The sequence below is a fragment of the Lihuaxuella thermophila genome, from assembly GCF_900110165.1.
Classification (GTDB): Bacteria; Bacillota; Bacilli; order Thermoactinomycetales; family Thermoactinomycetaceae; genus Lihuaxuella; species Lihuaxuella thermophila.
In genome coordinates this window covers 108,045-128,958 of sequence record NZ_FOCQ01000009.1, presented here as the reverse complement: position 1 = coordinate 128,958, position 20,914 = coordinate 108,045, and the positions used below count along the sequence as shown (strand labels likewise).

The 20,914-nt window shown below is 49.5% G+C and carries 16 protein-coding genes; 2 read left to right on the top strand and 14 right to left on the bottom strand.

Annotation, left to right across the window (positions count from 1 at the left end; all coding sequences use genetic code 11):
- Nucleotides 1–152 precede the first annotated feature (152 nt).
- Nucleotides 153–782, bottom strand: a complete 630-nt coding sequence (locus tag BMW55_RS11700) for a cyclase family protein (protein WP_170839907.1) — start codon at nucleotides 780–782, stop codon at nucleotides 153–155.
- A gap of 46 nt (nucleotides 783–828) precedes the next feature.
- Entirely contained in the window at nucleotides 829–2,373 is a 1,545-nt protein-coding gene (gene zwf, locus BMW55_RS11695) for a glucose-6-phosphate dehydrogenase (protein ID WP_089969365.1), read from the bottom strand.
- Nucleotides 2,374–2,704: 331 nt separating this feature from the next.
- Between zwf and gndA the strand changes: the two genes are divergently transcribed.
- Complete coding sequence (gndA, locus tag BMW55_RS11690) at nucleotides 2,705–4,150, top strand: NADP-dependent phosphogluconate dehydrogenase (protein ID WP_139179493.1); 1,446 nt, start codon at nucleotides 2,705–2,707, stop codon at nucleotides 4,148–4,150.
- Nucleotides 4,151–4,211: 61 nt separating this feature from the next.
- Here the strand turns inward: gndA and BMW55_RS11685 are convergent, their stop codons facing one another.
- The 11 genes from BMW55_RS11685 to BMW55_RS11630 form a co-directional block, all read right to left on the bottom strand.
- Nucleotides 4,212–5,003: a transporter substrate-binding domain-containing protein gene (locus BMW55_RS11685; RefSeq protein ID WP_244527548.1), complete on the bottom strand. Its 792-nt coding sequence runs from the start codon at nucleotides 5,001–5,003 to the stop codon at nucleotides 4,212–4,214.
- Between the two features lie 272 nt (nucleotides 5,004–5,275).
- Nucleotides 5,276–6,049 (bottom strand): carbon-nitrogen family hydrolase, encoded by a 774-nt coding sequence (locus tag BMW55_RS11680; RefSeq protein WP_089969362.1) that lies wholly within the window; start codon nucleotides 6,047–6,049, stop codon nucleotides 5,276–5,278.
- Nucleotides 6,050–6,085: 36 nt separating this feature from the next.
- The gene (locus BMW55_RS11675; RefSeq protein ID WP_089969359.1) at nucleotides 6,086–6,430 is read right to left on the bottom strand and encodes a hypothetical protein; all 345 of its coding nucleotides are present in this window, start codon (nucleotides 6,428–6,430) and stop codon (nucleotides 6,086–6,088) included.
- Nucleotides 6,431–6,772: 342 nt separating this feature from the next.
- Nucleotides 6,773–8,101 (bottom strand): anti-phage deoxyguanosine triphosphatase, encoded by a 1,329-nt coding sequence (locus BMW55_RS11670; RefSeq protein WP_089969356.1) that lies wholly within the window; start codon nucleotides 8,099–8,101, stop codon nucleotides 6,773–6,775.
- A gap of 269 nt (nucleotides 8,102–8,370) precedes the next feature.
- Entirely contained in the window at nucleotides 8,371–10,113 is a 1,743-nt protein-coding gene (locus BMW55_RS11665) for an ABC transporter ATP-binding protein (RefSeq protein ID WP_089969353.1), read from the bottom strand.
- Complete coding sequence (locus tag BMW55_RS11660) at nucleotides 10,082–11,866, bottom strand: ABC transporter ATP-binding protein (protein WP_089969456.1); 1,785 nt, start codon at nucleotides 11,864–11,866, stop codon at nucleotides 10,082–10,084. The genes BMW55_RS11665 and BMW55_RS11660 overlap by 32 nt, the downstream gene beginning before the upstream one ends.
- A 524-nt stretch (nucleotides 11,867–12,390) precedes the next feature.
- Nucleotides 12,391–13,923: an alkyl hydroperoxide reductase subunit F gene (gene ahpF / locus BMW55_RS11655; RefSeq protein WP_089969350.1), complete on the bottom strand. Its 1,533-nt coding sequence runs from the start codon at nucleotides 13,921–13,923 to the stop codon at nucleotides 12,391–12,393.
- 12 nt (nucleotides 13,924–13,935) lie between these two features.
- On the bottom strand, nucleotides 13,936–14,505 hold the full coding sequence (gene ahpC, locus BMW55_RS11650) for an alkyl hydroperoxide reductase subunit C (protein ID WP_089969347.1): 570 nt from the start codon (nucleotides 14,503–14,505) through the stop codon (nucleotides 13,936–13,938).
- A gap of 476 nt (nucleotides 14,506–14,981) precedes the next feature.
- A complete protein-coding gene (locus BMW55_RS11640) occupies nucleotides 14,982–15,539 on the bottom strand; it encodes a GNAT family N-acetyltransferase (protein ID WP_089969341.1) in 558 nt (185 codons plus the stop codon).
- Nucleotides 15,540–15,626: 87 nt separating this feature from the next.
- Nucleotides 15,627–16,685 carry a tartrate dehydrogenase gene (locus tag BMW55_RS11635; RefSeq protein WP_089969338.1) on the bottom strand — a complete coding sequence of 353 codons (1,059 nt, stop codon included), beginning with the start codon at nucleotides 16,683–16,685 and terminating at the stop codon, nucleotides 15,627–15,629.
- Nucleotides 16,682–16,870, bottom strand: a complete 189-nt coding sequence (locus tag BMW55_RS11630; RefSeq protein ID WP_089969335.1) for a hypothetical protein — start codon at nucleotides 16,868–16,870, stop codon at nucleotides 16,682–16,684. Before BMW55_RS11630 ends, BMW55_RS11635 begins: the two co-directional genes overlap by 4 nt.
- A gap of 293 nt (nucleotides 16,871–17,163) precedes the next feature.
- Between BMW55_RS11630 and typA the strand changes: the two genes are divergently transcribed.
- Entirely contained in the window at nucleotides 17,164–18,990 is a 1,827-nt protein-coding gene (gene typA, locus BMW55_RS11625; protein WP_089969332.1) for a translational GTPase TypA, read from the top strand.
- A 78-nt stretch (nucleotides 18,991–19,068) separates the two neighbouring features.
- On the opposite strand, the gene BMW55_RS11620 is transcribed toward typA, so the two are convergent.
- Nucleotides 19,069–20,709 carry an enoyl-CoA hydratase/isomerase family protein gene (locus tag BMW55_RS11620; protein WP_170839903.1) on the bottom strand — a complete coding sequence of 547 codons (1,641 nt, stop codon included), beginning with the start codon at nucleotides 20,707–20,709 and terminating at the stop codon, nucleotides 19,069–19,071.
- Nucleotides 20,710–20,914 lie beyond the last annotated feature (205 nt).

Sequence of the window (20,914 nt, the reverse complement as noted above, 5' to 3'; positions counted from 1 at the left end):
TCCATTTGCTTAATCCAACTGTTTTGATAGGTTTTTATTTATATATAACATGCTCTATGTTACGCCTGTTCCGTTTGCGTTGTCAACGGTTAAGTTATCTGCAATAAAAAGGACTGCCATCTCCCGACAGCAGTCCTTTTTCAAAGTGCTTTCTATTCGCCGATTCCCTGCAACAGGATGACACGGGCGGGAGCCGCTTCCGTATGGACAAGTTTGATCGGTGCAGCAACCATAAAGTAATTGCCTTCCGGAACCTCTTTCAGACGCAGGCCCTCAATAATCAGAATATCGGCGCGAAACAAGGTTTTATGGGTGGGATGACCCGGCTGGGAGCGTTCGATACCCAGAGCGTCGATGCCCACACCGTCAATCTTCTTCTCCGCCAGATAGCGCGCCCCATCTTCTGCCAGATAAACAAACTCAAAGTCAAATTCATCTTTGAAGGAGTTTTTCGTTTTTAAGAGCAAAAACTCGCCGGAACGGATCTCAAACTTTTCAAGGTCCGCTTGCGTAATCCCCCCGTCCACACCGGTCAAATCCAGGACGCGGCAAGGACGTACCAGACGCTCCAACGGAAGGGTTTCCATCGTTCCGCCCTCCGGCAGCATGTGCAAAGGGGAATCGACATGCGTACCGGTATGAACATCGATGTCGATGCGCGATTCACGGGCAGGCGCGGTGTCAAAATCCTGAACAACACGGATGTTCGGTTGCTTTTCCGGCTTGTTTTTATAGACGGGCATCCCTTCTTCAATCCGCATGGACACATCAAAAATTTTCACCATCATTCATCTCTCCCGGGCGACGTTTTTGATTGGTTTTCTTGTCTCACATTTTTACCATTTCATTGGCTTTCACGATCTGGTGGCGGCGCTGGCTGGAAACAGGCCACCATCTATGCCCTTCTTTGGCCAACAGATCATCGGCCGCTTGGGGGCCCCAGGTTCCGCTCTCATAAAACTCCAAAGGAATCTCTCCCCGATCCCAGGCACGCCGAATCGGATCAATAAACTTCCACGCGAGCGAAACTTCATCCCAATGGGTGAAGAATGTTTGATCCCCTGCCACCGCATCATGCAGCAACGATTCATAAGCTTCCGGGGTTCCTTGGTCACAGTTATTGCAAAATTCCATGGCAATGGGGGTGATCTCATTGATCGAGCCCGGCTTTTTGGCGTTTAACACCATATACATGCCTTCTACCGGCTGGATGTTGATCACCAGCAAGTTTGGCCCCAGATCATTGTTCTTATTGAAATAAAGGTTTTTCGGCATCTCTTTGAATTGAATCACAATTTCGGTCGCCTTGGCCGGCATGCGCTTCCCTGTGCGGATGTAAAAGGGGACTCCCGCCCAGCGCAGATTATCCACGTACAGCTTGGCGGCCACAAATGTTTCGGTATTGGAGGCAGGATTCACATTTTTTTCGTCCCGGTAACCGGGGACCAGCTTTCCGTCCAACATACCGGCCCGATACTGACCGCGGACGACATACTCTGCCGCTTCCGATTCCTCAATTTTACGCAAAGAGCGCAACACCTTTACTTTCTCGTCATGTATTGCTTCCGTCTTTAATCGGCTGGGCGGTTCCATGCAAACCATCATCAGAATCTGCAAAATGTGGTTTTGCACCATATCGCGGAGCGCCCCGGCTTCATCATAATAGTTGGCCCGGTCTTCCACCCCGACCGTTTCACTGGCGGTAATCTGTACCGTTTCAATATAATGATGGTTCCATAACGGCTCAAACAATGAGTTGGCAAAACGGATCACGTTGATATTCTGCACCATTTCTTTGCCCAGATAATGGTCGATGCGGTAGATTTCCTGCTCCGTAAACGACTCTTTCATCTGTTCATTCAGTTTTTTCGCGGATGCATAGTCATGTCCGATCGGCTTCTCAATAATCAGCCGTTTCCATCCGGAAGTTTCCGTCAGACCGGCTAATCTCAAATTCCGGGATACACTGCCAAACAGATCCGGGGCGATTGCCAGGTAATACAACCGATTTCCTTTGCCTTGCAAATTCCAGTCTTTTTCATTCTCTTCGACAACCGTTTTAATCCCTTGATATTGACCCGGTTGATTCACATCGGCGATCACATAGAAAAATTTGCGTGCAAACTGGTTCCACTCGTTTTCATCCGTCACTTTCAGCCGGGAAAACTGGTCAACGGAAGACCGAACCGCCGTTCTGAACTCCTCCACAGTACGCTTGGATCGCCCAACCCCGATCACCGCAAAGTTTTGTGGCAGCAGACCGCTCTTAAACAAACTGAACAGCGCGGGATATAACTTGCGTTTGGCCAGATCGCCAGTCGCCCCGAACAGCACCAAGGAGAATGGCTCCGTCAATTTGGTATGTATGGACATGATTTCACTCCTTCGCGCATCATTCACTCGTAACTTTCTTCTCATTTAATATGTGTGGAATAGGGGCCCCGTATCCCGGCTCCGATTCCTTTCAAGTCAACAGTCATAAATAATAGTAACAAAACTGAAGGAAATTGTGTCTGCTTTCGATCAAAATCAGATAATTAACAAATGAAACACAAGATGTGTGATCCATTCGATGTCCCGGCGGCATAATAAAATTTGCGCTGTTCTTTTTCTATGGATGATTAAGAGGTAAAATAGATAAAGATGCGTCTGATGCCCCGGAGGCCTCATCCCAATCACAGCCTGAGGAAGCTCCGGAATGCTTATGATCCTGGCAAAAAAGGTGGGAAAAGAATTGGCAAAAAGTCAAATTGGCGTCATCGGCCTGGCCGTCATGGGCAAAAATTTAGCTTTAAATATGGAGAGCAGGGGATATTCGGTTTCTGTGTTCAACCGGTCTCCTGAGCGAACGAAAGAGCTGCTGGAAGAACATCCGGGAAGAAAGCTGACCGGAACCTATACAATGGAAGAATTTATCCATTCCCTGGAAACGCCGCGCAAAATTTTGTTAATGGTGAAAGCGGGCAAACCGACGGATGATATGATCACCCAGCTGAAAAAATATCTTTCCAAAGGGGACATCATTATTGACGGCGGGAACTCCTTTTTCCAGGATACGATCCGCCGGCATAAGGAATTGGAAGCAGAGGGGATCCATTTTATCGGAACCGGTATTTCCGGCGGAGAAGAAGGTGCGCTGAAAGGTCCCTCCATCATGCCCGGAGGAAATCCGGAAGCGTATGAACAGGTACAACCGATCCTGACGGCGATTTCCGCCAAAGTAAACGGTGATCCCTGCTGTACATATATCGGTCCGGATGGGGCCGGCCACTTTGTAAAAATGGTGCACAATGGGATTGAGTACGGGGACATGCAGCTGATTTGCGAGGCTTACCACCTGCTGAAACATATTTTGAAAATGGATGCCCGGGAATTGCACGAGGTGTTTGCTGAGTGGAACCGAGGCGAACTGGACAGTTACCTGATTGAAATTACCGCGAACATTTTTGCCAAAACCGACCCGGACACTGGCAAACCCATGGTGGATGTCATCCTCGATACCGCCGGGCAAAAAGGAACCGGCAAATGGACGAGCCAAAACTCACTCGACTTGGGAGTCCCGTTGTCCATCATCACCGAGTCCGTGTATGCGCGATTCCTCTCGGCAATGAAAGAAGAGCGCGTCAAAGCCAGCCAAATCCTTAAAGGGCCGACATTGCCCAATACCGTCGTTTATGACCGGAACGCCTTTATCGAAGCGGTCAGAAAAGCGCTCTATGCCAGCAAAATTTGCTCCTACGCCCAGGGGTTTGCTTTGATGAGGGCCGCTTCCGAAGAGTACGGATGGAATTTGAAGTATGGAGATATCGCCATGATCTTCCGGGGCGGCTGCATCATCAGAGCCCGATTTTTGCAAAACATCAAGGAAGCTTACGATCGGGACCCCGAGCTGAAAAACCTGCTCCTGGACCCGTATTTTAAGGAAGTAGTGGAAAATTATCAGGACTCCTGGAGGGAAGTGGTCGCGACCGCCGTCATGAACGGATTGCCGGTTCCCGGATTCTCCAGCGCCCTGGCGTATTTTGACAGCTACCGCACGGAAACCCTCCCTGCCAACCTATTACAGGCCCAACGGGACTACTTCGGAGCCCATACCTATCAACGCGTGGACAAAGAGGGGTTTTACCATACCAATTGGACCGAAAGCTGATCAAACCAAAACACCCCCGGCCGCCCGAAACCACGGGCAGCCGGGGGTGTTGTTTAAATCTTTACTTCGACACGTCCTGGCCAAACCATTTTTGCGAGATTTTAGCAAGCGTTCCGTCTTTTTTCATGCTTTCCAGTGCCTTGTTGATTTCTTTGACCAGCTCCGGGTTTCCTTTTGGAACCGGGAACGCGCTTTCGGATTTTTCCATCGGCTCTCCGACCGTTTTGAGCGGCAGTTTCGTCGTTTTCAGCATTTCGGCGATCGCCAGCCGGTCATTCATGCTGAAATCGATTCGTTTGGCGGCCACATCTTTCATCGCGCTCATCATATCTTCATAGGCCACAATGGTTGCGCCTGCGTCCTTCGCCATTTTCCCGTAGTTGCTCGTAGGCGTCTGGCCGGCGCGCTTTCCTTTCACCTGCTCGATTCCCTTGATCTCCTGGTTGTCCTTGTGCACGACGATTTGCGCGTAGGAGACGGTGTACGGGCTGGAGAAATCAAATTTCTCTTTCCGCTCCGGTTTGATGCCTACCTGGTTGGCAACCATGTCAATTTTCTTGGTCTGCAGGCTGGTCAGCATCCCATCCCAGGGAATCTCCACGAACTCCGCCTTAACCCCCATGCGCTTGGCTACTTCTTTGGCCACTTCGACATCGAAACCGGTCAACTCATTCGTTTTCTCATCATGGAAACTGAAAGGTTTATAGGTACCTTCCGTTCCGATGCGGATCGTTCCCCGATCCTTGATGGTGCTTAAAAGATCCCCCTGCTGGTTGACACTGCAGCCGGACACAAAGAGGAAAAGCGCTAAGCCCAACGCTATTGAAATCATACCCGATCTTTTTCTTAACATTTTTGCTTCTCTCCAACTCTATGATAAATTCCTTACTTAACTGGTATGTTTTTAGGTTATTCGTTTTTATCATACCGACCCCCTTTACCGCTGTCAATGTGGAAAAAACATCCACTCTTTTCCGGATCAGCTCAAATAAAGCAATTCATATATGTTCCAGGTCATAATCCGCTAAAAAAAGAGTTCCGGAAGCTTCTTCTGCTTCCGGAACTTTTTACGGTTTAAACGGCATGGGATTGGATCATTTCAACCTGCATGGAGCACAATTGAATCTAGTAAAGTTCTGGGCGGCGGTCTTCAAAGACCGGTATGGTTTTGCGGACACGGTTCACTTCGTCGAGGTCAATCTCGACGGTCAGGATCTCCTCCTTCTCTCCGCCTTCCGCAAGGATCTTTCCCCAGGGGTCGATCACCATCGAATGGCCAAAAAACTGATTTCCGCCACCTTCACCTACCCGGTTGACTGCCACCACATACATTTGGTTTTCAATGGCTCTCGCCTGGTTTAATACGCGCCAGTGATTGAGGCGCGGAACCGGCCATTGCGCGGGAACAAACAACAAGGCGGCCCCTTCAAGAGCCAGGGAACGGATATATTCGGGAAAACGGAGATCATAGCAAATAATCGACCCGGCCAAATGCCCGTGGATGGAAAAGAGGCTTTTTTTCTCACCCGGCTGTAAATACTTTTCCTCATCCATCAAGCGGAATAGATGCACCTTGCTGTAGCTGGCAATCTCGGTCCCGTCCGGTTGAAATACAAAGGTTGTATTATAGATGCCGGAATCCTTCTTGTTTGCGATCGAGCCGGCGATAAAGTAGATGCCGAATTCGTTGGCGAGTTGCCCAAGCCACTTGCGCAAGTCACCCGCATCGGCGATCTCCTCAAGTCGTTTCAAATCATAAGCGGTATTCCATAGCTCAGGTAACACCACCACATCTGCCCTCTCTTCCAGGGCTGCCCGGTGCACCCATTCTTTTACCCGCTGCTGGTTTCGTTCGGGGTGGCCGAAATCCACATCCATCTGAATCAGAGAAATTCGCATGATGTACCCCCTTCAGTCAAACAGCCTTGCCGACAGCTACACTTTCCCTCCCCGGCGGTGAGAGATGTAAAGTGTGCGCAGCAAGACACGATAGCGCTGGTTTACCTCCTGCAAATAGATATGAAATGAATCACCATTCATCTTCAGCAGGCTGAAACAGGCCAAATCAAGAAAATAAACGACTTCGTGCAACTGAGAATGCTTATGGACCCGATTCCCCGCCAACAATCGGTCTAATGACCATTCTACTTTTTCGCTTATGCCCTGAACAAGACCGATCCCCTCATCTTGAGAAAAATGATTTAATAACCGTACACTCTCATCGACGACTTTTAAAATCTCTCCCAATTCATTGGAATGAGTGTCCAATTCCAATGCCATCTTCGCACCACCCCAGAGGAAGTCTCACCCAAATAGAATGAAATCAGTTGGATCTATATATAAAAATTCATTTGGATAAATGAATTCTATTAAAGTGGAAGAACCATCAAACATGATTACGAGTGATGATCATTTTCCGGCGAAATGAACTCCCCGTCGCCCGGGTTGGTGGCGGTATTCACTTCAACGATCTCGTACCTAATATAACCTTCTCTCTCCAATCGGAATAACCTGCTTCTTTTTTCAACTTCTGGAATAAAATCAGTCGGACTTGCTCATTTTTTGTCAGTTTTTCAGCCGGCAAGCCTGACTTTTTCGTTCCTGTGTCGAATTTCCGCACATTCAATAGTCAAAAAAGTTACGGCTATGACCATACAGCCGGGCATACATTTTCATCGCAAATGAATCCGTCATGCCGGCGATATAATCGCAAACGATGCGCGCCTTTTCTTCATCGGTCATGGCTGACTTCCACTTAAGCCGGTCATTTTCCGGCAGCAACTTGCTTTCATTCATAAAAGCTTCGAACAATTGCTCAATGATGTGGGTGCCCTTCCAGGCGACCGTTTGCACCTTTTGTGAATCGATCACTTTATCAGCCACCCATTGTTTCAGCTGATCCAGCAATCGGCGCAGATCCGGCGGCAACAGAACGGTGTATTTCAAACGCGGCGATGAAAACGCCTCTTTCGTCTCTCGTACCTGCAAATGGGTGATGAGCGTAGAGATGATCGCCGAAAAAATTTTCTTCAAGCGATATTTGAGCTGATCGCTCTCCGGGTTCAATCTATCCAATTCTTTGCATGCCATTCGTAATTCAGGATAGCTGTCTTCCCTTTGGAAAGGCACCATCAACTCTTTCAGTTGTTCAATGCGGATCAATTTCAGATTGATGGAGTCTTCCACATCATGGGTGCCGTACGCAATATCGTCGGCCAGCTCGATAATGGAGCATTCCAGCGTCTTGTTCAGCGTCTGTTTGTGCTGATGAACCGGGTTCACCGTCCGCGTGAGAAATGCTCGTTCCTTCTCGTCAAAAACCGCGAGCGTCCATGTGAACGCTTCCCGGTCGCAGGCAAATGCGCTCGCCTTGGGCGGATGAACTTTCCCCTGAACCTCATACTGACGGGGGTTGACGGCATCATCCAACAGGATGGGGTATTTCATGATCGAAAGGAGAAGAGCTCTCGTCAGGTTCAGCCCGTATGTCTTATCCCCTTCCAACCGCGTTAAAATGCGAAACGTATGGGCATTTCCTTCAAATCCCCCGTAATGCTGCATGCACTTATGCAGGGCCTCTTCCCCGCGATGCCCGAAGGGGGGGTGACCCAAATCGTGTGCCAGCGCCGCCGCTTCGATGAGTGAAGCATCCAGGGCATAATCTTCCCGAAACACTGGATGGTGGGCATTGAGGTGAATAACGATTCCCCTGGCAATCTGTGCGACTTCCATCGAGTGCGTCAGGCGGGTTCGATGAAAATCGCTTACATCCAAACCGAGGACTTGCGTTTTGGACTGCAAGCGGCGAAAAGCGGCACTGTGAATAATGCGTCCGTAGTCTTTTTCGAACGGATCCCGCGCATCCGTCACATTCACCGCCCCTGAGGGCTTCCTCCGCTCATAATCCGGCGGCAGATACAAATGATTTTTGCTTGCCCGAGTGATAAGCATGCCGATCCCTCCCCCGGTATGATTGTATTCATCGTAACTCTGACGAACCGGAATTGCAAAAGAAAAGGAGCTGATCCGTGTATAAGATTCAATCAGATGACGAAAGCAGGAATTGCGGCCACTCCAAGGATCAGGTCAAATACAGTCATCGGAAAAGGCCGATCCGGCCTGATGATTCACTCAAATCCTGTTGTATCACCTGCTCTGAAGCGAATTCCACAAAAAAACAGCCCGCCCTTTTCATATAGGAAGGCTGTTGCGTTTATCCTTTAAACTTCCACCGCACTGCCGTATGTCTGCAACAGATACATCTTGTGATACAACCCCTTCATGGCCAACAACTCCTGATGGGAACCCCGTTCAACGATTTCACCGCGGTGCAGGACAAGGATCAGATCGGCATCCTGAATGGTGGATAAGCGATGGGCAATGGCGATGGTGGTGCGTCCCTGGCGCATTTTTTGCAAAGCGGCTTGAATGGCCTCTTCCGTCTCCGTATCCACGCTGGCGGTCGCCTCATCCAGCACCAGGATTTTCGGATGGATCGCCATCGTCCGGGCGAAAGAGATCAGCTGCCTCTGCCCGCTGGAGAATGTAGCCCCCCGCTCCACGACCGGCTCTTCATATCCGCGGGGCAACTTCTCAATAAACGGCGCCGCCTGAACGAACTGTGCGGCTTCCTTGATTTGTTCATCCGTAATTGACTCATTGTGCAAACGAATATTGCTCTTCACATCTCCCACGAACAGAAAGGGGTCCTGCAAGACGAGCCCGATTTTGGAGCGCAGTTCTTGGTCGTCATAAGTCTGAAGCGGGTGTCCGTCAATTTTGATCTCCCCCCGCTCCACCGGATAAAAGCGCATGAGCAAATTGATAATCGAACTCTTCCCGCTCCCGGTATGTCCGACGAGAGCCACCGTCTGCCCGGGTTCGGCAACAAAGGAGATATTTTTCAGCACATCGTTCTTGCCATCATAAGAAAAACTCACATTGGCAAATTCAATGCGCCCTTCCGTAATGACCGGGTTCTTTTCTCCCTGTTTTTGCGGCGCATATTCAGTGCGGTCCAGGAGCTCAAACACCCGCTCGGCGGAAACGACCGCTTGCTGCAATTGCGACAGCCGCATCATCATCTGATTGACCGGTTCAAAGATCCGGTCCAACAAATTTAAGAATCCGTACAAAACACCGATTTTCACTGTACCCATAAACGACTCAAAACCAAAGAAATTGAGCACCGCCACTGTCGCGAGCACGGATAAAAGCTGTGTGGCCGGGCGGAGCATCAGCCCGAACAGTTTTACGTTTTTCAATGCCGCCCGGTAGTGTTCCTCGTTTAACGAGCCAAATTCCCTGCGCAGCCGTGCTTCCTGGCGCAGAGACTGAATGATGTTCATCCCTTGAATCGATTCATTCAGCTTGGCATTCATCTGGGCGAGCTTCTGCCGGGAAATCCGGTATACTTTTGAACTGAGGCGGCGATACCCTTGCATGAGCGTCAAACTGACGGGCAACAAGATCAAACACCAGAGCGCCAGGCGGACATCCAGCACAAACATGGCGATAAACACGCCGATGATAAAGATGAAGTTTTGCATAAAGGAAGACAGCACATTGATGTACATATCCTTGATCGCTTCCGTATCATTGGTGATCCGCGAGACGAGCGAGCCATCAGGGGTCCGGTCAAAAAAGGACAGTCCCAGATGCTGAACTTTAGCGAACACATCGATCCGCAACTGGCGGATCACCCACTGGGCGATCGTTTGAAAGGAAAATAGCTGGTAATAGTGAAGCCCTGCAGACAAAAACTGCAACAGCAAAAAACTTCCCCCCAGCAACAACAGGGTATCCCGGTCAAAGGTTCGCGGGACAAGGTAGTGGTCGATGAAATGGCTGACGATCACCGGGAGAACCACATCGGCCCCTGTCGCCAAAAGCAGAGCGGCAAACGCGATCCAAAATCTTTTTTGGTAGGGCTTAAGATAGAGGAGAAGTCGTCGGATGACCAACTGTCCCGCCTCCTTCCGCTACGAGCGATTCCAACTGCTGACGCTCATACATCTCTTTGTACCAGCCGTTTTGCTGCATCAATTCCTGATGGGTTCCCCGCTCGATCACCCGCCCGTTTTCCAGGACGATGATTTGATCCGCCTGCTCCACCGCGCTCAAGCGATGAGCGGAAATCAAGGTCGTTTTCTGTTTCCGGTTCTTGCGCAATGCTTCCAGAATCAGATGTTCGGTCTTCGCATCCACAGCCGAGAGGGAATCATCCAGAATGAGAATCTCGGGATCTAGCAGAAGGGCGCGGGCAATGGAAATCCGCTGCTTCTGCCCGCCCGAAAGCGTCACTCCGCGCTCCCCGACCAGCGTTTCATACCCATGCTCAAAGTGAAGGATATCTTCATGGATACAAGCCAGACGGGCGACCTCCTCGATCTCCTCCTGGGTGGCTTCCGGTTTGCCGAAGGCGATGTTTTCTGCCACCGTGGCGGAAAACAACACATGATCCTGGGGAACATAACCGATGGCCTGCCTGAGTCTCAATAGCTTGTAATCGGTTACGGGAATACCTCCGATCCTGATGGAACCCGGTTCAGCATCAAACTCGCGCAGTAGGAGACGCAAAAATGTTGTTTTTCCGCTCCCGGTCTTCCCGACAATCCCCAGGGTCTCCCCCTGTTTGACCCGCACAAAAATATCTTTGAGCACCATCTTATCGCTCTCAGGGTAGCTGAAAGACTTCAATCGGTACTCCACTTCTCCGGAAGGAACCTGATCGACGGCATCGGGACGGTCAGCGATATCCGGCGGTATATGAAGGAGCGCTTCCACCCGGTCATACGAAGCCCTGCCCCGTTCCACGATGTTAAAGAGCCACCCGAATGCGAGCATGGGCCAGATGAGATGGCCGAGATAAATCGTAAACTGGGTCAATTCACCAATGGTAATCTCTCCGCTGACCACGCCAAACGAACCGTAGGCGACGGTCAGAAAGAAGGAAACACCTACGACCAAAATAATGGTCGGGTCAAAGAGCGCATCAATCCGGGCGACGGCGATGTTCTTTTCCACCACATCATCCAGCAACTTTTTAAATTCCTTCTTTTCGTATTCTTCTTGTCCGAAAGCCTTGATGACCCGGACACCGGAGATGTTTTCCTGCACCTTATCGTTGGTATGGGAGAAGGCTTCCTGCGCTTTGTGGAAACGCTTGTGCAACATGCTCCCGTATTTGCTCGTGGCCCAGGCCATTAACGGCATGGGGAGCAAAGCGATCACCGTCAGCTTCCAATCGATGAAAAAAGCCATGGTAAAAACGACGATTCCGCCTGTGATGATGGAATCCGCCAGGGTCAAAACGCCTTCCCCGGCCGTCGCGACAATCGCCTGAATATCGTTGGTCGCATGAGCCATCAGATCTCCTGTCCGGCGTTGATGGAAAAACCGGGGCGACATCCTGGTAAAATGCTCATAGAGGCGGTTGCGCAACAGCTTTCCCAGCCGGTTGGAAGCACCGAACAGCATGATTCGCCATAAGAAGCCAAAGCAATAGGTGGCGAGCCCGACAACCAGGCTGAGCGTTGTCCATAAAAGCAGATCCTCGACCGTAAGTGTCCCTGCCTCAATTTTGTCAACGACGACACGAACCGCATAGGGAGCAAACAAATGAAGCAGGGCCAGCATCACAAGTGTGAGAATCCCCAAACTGTAACTTTTCTTTTCCAGTTTAAAAAACCACCATAAGTCTTTAAAAATGCTCAAGCTCCCCACCCTTTCACAAGAAAAAGAAGCCAAAGGCCGGTGGCTTCTCCGCAGATCTAGACAAACTTTTTTATTGAAATTGTTTGGATTATCCATACACGAAGCAGATGGCAAACTGAATGACTAGAGACAATTATAACAAAATTCGGGACATGATGCAAGAACATTTGTTCTCTATACTTTTCTTTTTTTAACAAAGGAATTATTCCCCGGTTGAAACAACGAGGGCAAACCTTGCTTTCTTAATGATTTATTCGGAGCAAGACGGCTTTTTCTGTCTCCATTCTTTAAACGGAAAGAGAGTGACTTCCGCTGAAAAAAGGGGACCGACGGAAAAATGCGGATTTACCACGCAAAAAACAGCGGTTATAAGTGATTGATACGGATTTGAAAAATAGTGAATCCCCTCGTACGTCGAACCTTAAAAAACTCAGAGTTTCCATGAGGTAATGGAACCAGATCATCACCAGTAAAAAAGAAAGTCGCTTTACTACCGGACAAATAGTAAAGCGACGTATGTTGTTTCATCCATTTCGAATCAGGTAATCGAATGCACCTAAGGCTGCCGTAGCACCTGATCCCATCGAGATAATGATCTGCTTATATGCACTATCCGTACAGTCGCCTGCGGCAAACACTCCGGGGATGTTCGTAGCCCCATGCTTATCTACGATGATTTCACCAAAGCGGGTACATTCAACTGTTTCACATATCCAGTCGGTATTTGGTACCAGGCCGATCTGAACAAATACACCCTGCAGTTCAATGTGATGTTCTTCTCCTGTCCCACGATCCATGTAAGAAATGCCGTCTACTTTGTCAGTGCCGGTGATTTCTTTTGTTTGAACGTTCTTCAGGACGGTAACGTTGGGGAGGCTGTAAAGACGTTCCTGCAGGACAGCATCTGCTTTCAGCTCCGGCATGAACTCAAGAACCGTAACATGTTTCGCAATCCCTGCGAGATCAATTGCCGCCTCAACTCCAGAATTGCCCCCGCCAATAACCGCTACATGTTTTCCTTCAAACAGTGGCCCGTCACAATGAGGACAGTAGGCTACACCTTTGTTCTTGAACTCTGCTTCTCCCGGCACACCAATATTGCGCCAGCGTGCACCAGTGGAAAGAATAACGGTTTTACTCTTTAGAACCGCACCATTTTCAAGTTGAACTTCGATCAGGTCTTTCTTTTCCATACGCTTGGCACGCTGTGAGTTCATTACATCAATGCCGTACTCTTTGACATGTTCCTCAAGACTGGCTACCAGCTTAGGACCTTCCGTATATTTCACACTGATAAAGTTTTCAATGCCCAGGGTGTCCATGACCTGACCGCCAAAGCGTTCAGCAACTATGCCTGTACGTAAGCCTTTACGTGCCGCATAGATGGCCGCACTTGCACCGGCTGGTCCCCCTCCGACGATAAGCACGTCGAAAGGATCCTTATCAGAAAGCTCTGATGCATCTGGAGCGTTCCCCATCTTGGCGAGGATTTCCTCAAGTGTCATCCGGCCGCTGCCGAAGGGTTCGCCATTTAGGAAAACCGTTGGCACGGCCATGATTTCTTTGCTTTCTACCTCTTCTTTGAAGGTTGCACCATCAATCATGGTATGTGTAATACCAGGATTGAGTATGCTCATGACGTTCAGCGCCTGCACAACATCAGGACAGTTGTGGCAACTCAAGCTGATGTAGGATTCAAAGTGATATTCGCCCTTCATGCTTTTAATTTGATCCATTAGCTTCTGATCAACTTTCGGGGCTCTTCCGCTAACCTGCAACAGAGCGAGTACCAATGAAGTAAATTCATGTCCCAGAGGGATACCGGCAAACGTTACCCCGGTATCTTCGCCGATCCGATTCACACTAAAGCTGGGCGTTCTCGGCAATTGTGCATGCTCGATCTTAATGTTGGGTGACAGGCTGGCCAATTCATCCACTAAAGCCAGCATGTCGCGGGATACGTCATCGGATCCCGCGCTGACTTTCAGAAGTACATCTCCCTCCATCAATTGAAGGTATTGGGCCAATTGTGCTTTGATCTCTGCATCCAGTATCATGGATCATACTCCTTAAATTTTTCCTACAAGATCCAGGCTGGGTTTAAGGGTTGGAGCCCCTTCCTGCCATTTCGCCGGGCAAACTTCACCCGGGTTGTTGCGAACATACTGTGCTGCCTTAATCTTATTTACAATCGTGCTTGCATCGCGGCCGATGCCGCCCGCATTAATTTCAACCGCTTGAATGATCCCATCCGGATCAATGATGAAAGTTGCACGATCCGCCAGGCCCTCTTCTTCGTTCAGCACATCGAAGTTGCGAGAGAGCTTTCCTGAAGGATCCCCGATCATAATATATTCAATTTTGTTAATAGCTTCTGAGTGATCATGCCATGCCTTATGTGTAAAATGCGTATCTGTTGAAACGGAGTACACTTCAACCCCGAGTTCTTTCAGAGTTGCATATTGGTTTTGCAGGTCTTCCAGTTCAGTCGGGCAAACAAATGTAAAATCTGCAGGGTAAAAACAAACGACACTCCACTTCCCTTTTAGGTCGGCTTCAGTAACTTCGATAAACTGGTCTTTTTGGGGGTGGTAAGCCTGTGCTTTGAACGGTTTTACTTCTGTTCCAATCAGAGACATAATCCAATTCCTCCTTGGTATTTTAGAAGATTTATCTATCTAAAATAATTATAATTTAGTTATGATTATTACTTAAAAGGTATTCTTTTGTCAAGGACAAAATAAAAAATCCTACTTTTCACATAAATACTTTAGTGTATACAAGGCTAGACTGCCGTAGCTTCATCGTGTTCACAAACATAGATATGACAAGACGGAGAGCAATCCTTAGCTCAAAATGATTACTTGAAGGAATGGTTTACATGCAACTAAAACGCAGCTAAAGAAGGGAAAAAAAGACTCCATGTAGATATCCGGTCTACTTGGAGTCTTTTTCATCGTTTCTTTTTTGAATCCGGAATGAGCGGTTCAGGTTTAGCTTCGGCCTTGGCTGGCGAAATAGGTTTGATAACGGATTAAAATCGTTGTCCTGGCAATCCGTCAAAAAGCCATTCTCAATTCTTTTAAAGATCCGGTCGACCTGGTGATCGCTCAGATCAAACGTCTGCATCCGGTTTAAAATCTTCCATGGTGATCGCGTAGATCTTGTGGTCCTCCCAGCCCCCGTTGATCTGGAGATGATATCTGGAATAACCGATATAACGGAAACCGTTTTTTTCCAGAACGCGGATGGAAGAGATATTGCGTGGCATCACTCCTGCCTCCACCCGGTGCAATCCAGCCTCCCCAAATGCAAATCGCAATGCTGATTGCACAGCTTCCGTCATATATCCCCGCCCGTTGTGTTCCCGGTCCAGGAAGTAGCCAATCGTACAATTCTGCCACGCTCCGCGCACCACATTGCTGAGATTTACCCTGCCGATCAACTGGTGTGATGTGGACAAGAAAATTCCAAATCCATACCCGGTCCCCTGTTCCCACTGACCGATCCCTTGACGGATCGCTTCCAATTGCGCTTCCAGCGTATAATGAGAGTCGGGACGCACGGGCTCAAACGGTTGCAGGAAAGAGCGGTTTCTCTTTCGTAAATCCAGCAATGCACCCGCATCCTCCGGTTCCAATCTTCTGATGTAGATTCTGCGGTTGGAGATCATTTTCTTTTCCCCCATTGGTTCAATCTGTCAAAACGAGACGATTCGTTCTACAGCCGGCAAAAGCAAAATCACGGTGATACCCCTGTCCTACAGGGCTTTTAAACGCCGGCAGATTTCCCCGGTTACCTCCCGGGTGGAGGCGCTTCCTCCCATATCGGGAGTTTTCACTCCTGCTTCAGTTACTTCTTCGATCACCTTAAGAATTTTGTTTCCCAGTTCTTCTTCGCCAAAGTGGTCCAGCATCATTTTGGCCGTCCAGATCTGCCCGATCGGATTGGCGATTCCCTTGCCGTATATATCGGGGGCCGATCCGTGGACGGGTTCAAACATGGACGGATATTTTCCGTTTAAGTTGATGTTGGCCGCCGGTGCGATCCCAATACTGCCCATAATGGCTCCGCCCAGATCGGTCAAAATGTCCCCAAACAGATTGCTCGCCACGATGACATCAAACATCTGCGGCCTTGTTACAAAAAAAGCCGCCAGCGCATCGATATGAATGGAAGCGGTAGCAACATCGGGATAATCCTGTTTTACCTCATTGAATACTTCGTCCCAAAACGGCATGGAATGGAAAATGCCGTTGGATTTGGTCGCGCTCGTTACATGTCCCCTTCTTTTTTGGGCCAATTCAAAAGCATAGCGCATGGCCCGTTCCGTTCCTTTTCGGGTAAACACGGCATTTTGGATCGCCAATTCATCTTCTCCCCGATGAATCCTCCCGCCGACCTCACTGTACTCTCCCTCACTGTTTTCACGCACGACAATCAGATCGAAATCGTTTGGATTCACCAGCGGGGAACACAACCCTTTGAAACATTTGGCCGGCCGGATATTGATCACCTGTTCGAATTCGCGGCGAATTTTAATCAGCAATCCCCACAAGGAAATATGATCGGGAACGAGCCGGGGATTTCCGACCGCACCTAAAAAAATCGCGTCAAATCCCTGCAGAATTTGCAAACCGTCGTCCGGCATCATTTGCCCGTGTTTCAAATAATAATCGCAACTCCAGGGAAATTCCGTAAAGTCAAACCGGATTCCCCCGTGTACCTCCGCCGCTGTATTCAGCACCGTGAGTGCTGCCGGAACCACTTCCTTGCCGATGCCGTCCCCGGGAATGACGGCAATTTCAAATTTCTTCACAGCCATACCTCCATCATTTCTGAAGTTTCAATCCGGTCCCTGGCTTTCTGTAGAGATTCCGGTCCGAGCGAACCAAACAGTTCCATTTCGATTCCGTCGGGATCCGCCGGAGTTGCGTCCCGACGAACCAGGCTTTCCATTCTCCCCCATCGGTGGTGAAGATCGTTTTTCTCAGCATATGGCATCCCATTCCGCTTGTCTATCTCTATCCTCCACAGCAGATCCAATCAACATGGAGAGCGGAAGAGACGGATGGCTCTTTTATCCTTCTTTTTTGACAGTTAAAACAATAATTCCGGTTGAAACGGTTGGCCTTCCTCCCGCGAAAGATGAATCCATCGCGTCATACCAGTTTATTTCTTTGTTTTCCGGAAATCGATGATAGTAAGTTCACGCCTCCTGTGTTACTATTGCGGTTGGGAACAAAATTGAAATTGCAAAAAGGAGGTTGGGGGTCGGTTCAGGCTCCTCACCAGAAATGAGACCGGAAAACATTCGTAATATCGCCATCATTGCACACGTAGACCATGGAAAAACCACGCTTGTGGATGCGATGTTGAAACAGAGCCGTATTTTCCGTGAAAATCAGCAGGTAGATGAACGGATCATGGACTCCAATGCGCTGGAGCGGGAACGGGGGATTACGATCCTCTCCAAAAATACAGCCATTCAATATAAAGGAATGAAGATCAATATTGTGGATACTCCCGGACATGCGGACTTCGGCGGTGAAGTGGAACGGGTCATGAACATGGTGGACGGGGTTCTTCTGTTGGTGGATGCCGTGGAGGGCCCGATGCCCCAGACGAAATTCGTGTTGCGCAAGGCACTCGAACGCGGACACAAAGCGATTGTTGTCGTCAATAAGATTGATCGTGCAAACGCGCGCCCGGATGATGTGGTCAATACCACCTTTGAATTGTTTGTCGATTTGGGCGCGTCGGACGAACAATGTGAATTTCCTGTGATCTATGCCAGCGGGCTCTCCGGAATTTCCGGAACTTCCCCGGACGATCTCAAACCGACGATGGAACCCTTGTTTGAAGAGATTATCTCTTACCTGCCCAGCCCAAAAGTTGACCCGGACGGGCCTGCTCAAATCCAGGCCACTCTGCTCGGCTATGATGAATACAAAGGGCAGATTGTTATCGGAAGGTTAAACAGGGGGCGTATCCGGCGCAATCAATCCCTTGTCCTGCTCACTTCAGACGGGCAGAGCCGCCAGGTGAAAGCGGGTCAAGTCTTTACACATAATGGTTTAAACCGGCAGGAGGTGGAAGAGGCAACAGCCGGAGATATCATCGCCTTGACCGGACTGGGGGAAGTCGGCATTGGAGATACGATTGCCGATCCGGCAAATCCGGAAGCCCTTCCGCCGATCACGGTGGAAGAGCCAACGTTGCGGATGACCATCGGTGTCAACACCAGCCCGTTTGCCGGGCGGGACGGCACTTATCTCACTTCCCGCAAGATCCGTGAGCGCCTTTATCGCGAAGCAGACAAGGATGTCGCTTTAAGAGTAGAGGATACCGATTCGGCCGACAATTTCCTGGTTTCCGGCCGCGGCGAACTGCATTTGAGCATTCTCATTGAAAATATGCGCCGCGAAGGTTACGAATTCCAGGTGAGCAAACCGGAAGTGATCCTCAAGGAAATCGGCGGCATCAAAATGGAACCCGTGGAATCCGTTGAAATTGAAGTCAGCAGTGAATACCAGGGGGCCGTGGTGGAGCTCCTCGGCAAACGCAAAGGTCAATTGGAAGATATGAGCGTGCAGGAAAATGGCAACATCCGCTTTTCCTATAAAGTTCCGTCCCGCGGTCTGCTCGGGTTCAGGCAGCAACTGCTTACCGCAACCCGGGGGGAAGTAATTATGAACACGCTCTTTGCCGGCTATGAGCCCTACACCGGAGAGATCGACACCCACGATTACGGTTCCCTGATCGCCTGGGAATCCGGTACGGCCACCACTTACGCGCTCCATTCGGCCCAGGAACGGGGACAACTTTACATCACCCCCGGCACCGAGGTATATGAAGGGATGGTCGTGGGTCAGCATATCCGCGAAAACGATCTGGAAGTCAATGTCTGCAAAAAAAAGCATCTCACCAGTATCCGGCGGGCCACGGCGGAGGAAGCTCTGCGCCTGGACGCACCCCGGAACCTGACCATCGACGATGCCCTTGAGATCCTCAAGGAAGACGAACTGCTGGAAGTTACGCCAAAAACCTTCCGACTGCGCAAAAAATATTTGTCCAAAAACGAGCGTGCCCGTCACGCCAAGCAAAAGAATTTTCAGGGATGACCATAGAAACACACCATTCTCCCGAAAACAACGGAGAATGGTGTGTTTTTCGTTTATGGCCGTTGATGTGTGAACCTTTCACCTTGGCAACGCTGTCCACTCTTCAAACAATTGTTTGCTGTCCATCAGATCCAAACGGGGCAGCGCATGCTGAATCACACAGATGTCATTGTCCTCATCATCGCTCATCCGAATCGGAGCCAGCTCCTGCAAACGGCTGAACGGAACAAGATGGATGAATAAATCCCGTTGGTCCCAATAGCCGTTCCAAAGGTGATTATTTGGCGTGACCTGTGTGATATGGCAAACGGCAAACTGCTGATGCACCCCTTTCATCTGCTCCTGTATGGAGGAATGTTTGATATCTCTGACGGGCAGTCGGGGCTTCTTCTGCAAATGGATCGTCACCATCTCTCCGATATTCAACCATCCCTCCCGTTTCACTTCTTCGCCGATCGCGACTACCAGACCCAAACCCATGTGCCCGGTCACCGTGAAAGGTGCATCCTCCTTCCGGTGGTGCCTGGATAAATCGATATGATTCACTTCACTGGCCAGCACATATAGCAATACTTCATAAGCTTTCGGCTTTTTCACCGGCACAATTCTTTTCCTTACATCAAACCCGCGCATTCCCTCGATGGGGACAACTTGAAAGGCATACTGCCATTCGGGGAGTTGGGTAAAACGAGGGTAGAACGGAACTCCGGGCGGGAGCAATTGCCCCTTTTCCAGCCACTCCGCCTCTTTTTCAACCGGAATTTCCTCCTCACCGTGATTCTCGGCCACCCACAATCTGTCCATTTGAACATTTCTCCTTTCATCCCGTTCGCTGATCAGGCTCATATACAGTTCTTCCTCTCTAATGAGTCCCGCCTGAAAACCGTGTTGATAACCATATCGGATCAGTTCCCACACTTTTTTCTGCTCTTCGGAAAAATGAGGCAAATCCGGAACCAGCTCATCAGAGAGCGCCTTTTTCAACTCCCAATCCATCATCCATGCCTTCCGCCGCACATAGGCGCGCCAGAGGAGCCCTTCCCCTGAAACGATATACTCTTTGGCAATGGCTACGGCATATTGAAACACATCTGCTCCCGGCGATATCTCATCAACCAGACCGGTTCTCCACGCCTCGTCAGCCTGCAACACCCGCCCTTGAACCAACATGCGGACGGCTCCCAGAAACCCCTGTCTGCCGCGCTTACTTTGACACAGGCGCGGAAGCCGTTGCGTTCCTCCTGCTGAAGGCATGCACGCACCAAAAATCGCATCTTGATCAGCGATTACCAGATGCACGGCCCCCAACAGTTCACAGCCATGTCCGAACGCCCCCCTCGCCACAGCAGCCAGCACCGGTTTATTAAAATGTTCGATCAGATGGAACAATTGCCGGATTCGGTTTATCTTATCAGGCAAATCCTCAACCGCGACAAAGAAATCCTGCCCCTCGGGCCACCCCTCTTTTTCTTCGCCGGTCAGAATCACGGCCCGAACTTCATCTTTCCCGGCAATCCTGATCATGACCCGCTCGAAAGCATGGAGAAATTCATCCTGGAAGAAGGAGAGGGAAAAATTCCGCAGTACAATGGCCGCCACCCATCCCCCGGCATATAGTTCATGATACTGAACTTGAAAGTGGGGATAATGCTCAAAACACGGCTTCTTACCCGAGAAGCAGCGGTCTTTGCCCATTTGTTCCCTTGCCGATGCTTTCATCGAATGATCAACCCCTGCGATCTGTTGTAATAGTACATAACATATTTTAAACATCTGTTATATAATAATCTTGTTTTTATTCTATACGAATGACCGGCATAATGACAAGTATTTTTTGAAAAATAACATAAAAAAAGCCTCCAAACAGTTTAATTAGAACCGTTTGAAGGCTTGGAAGGATTGCTTTTCTTTATTCTTCGGGTAT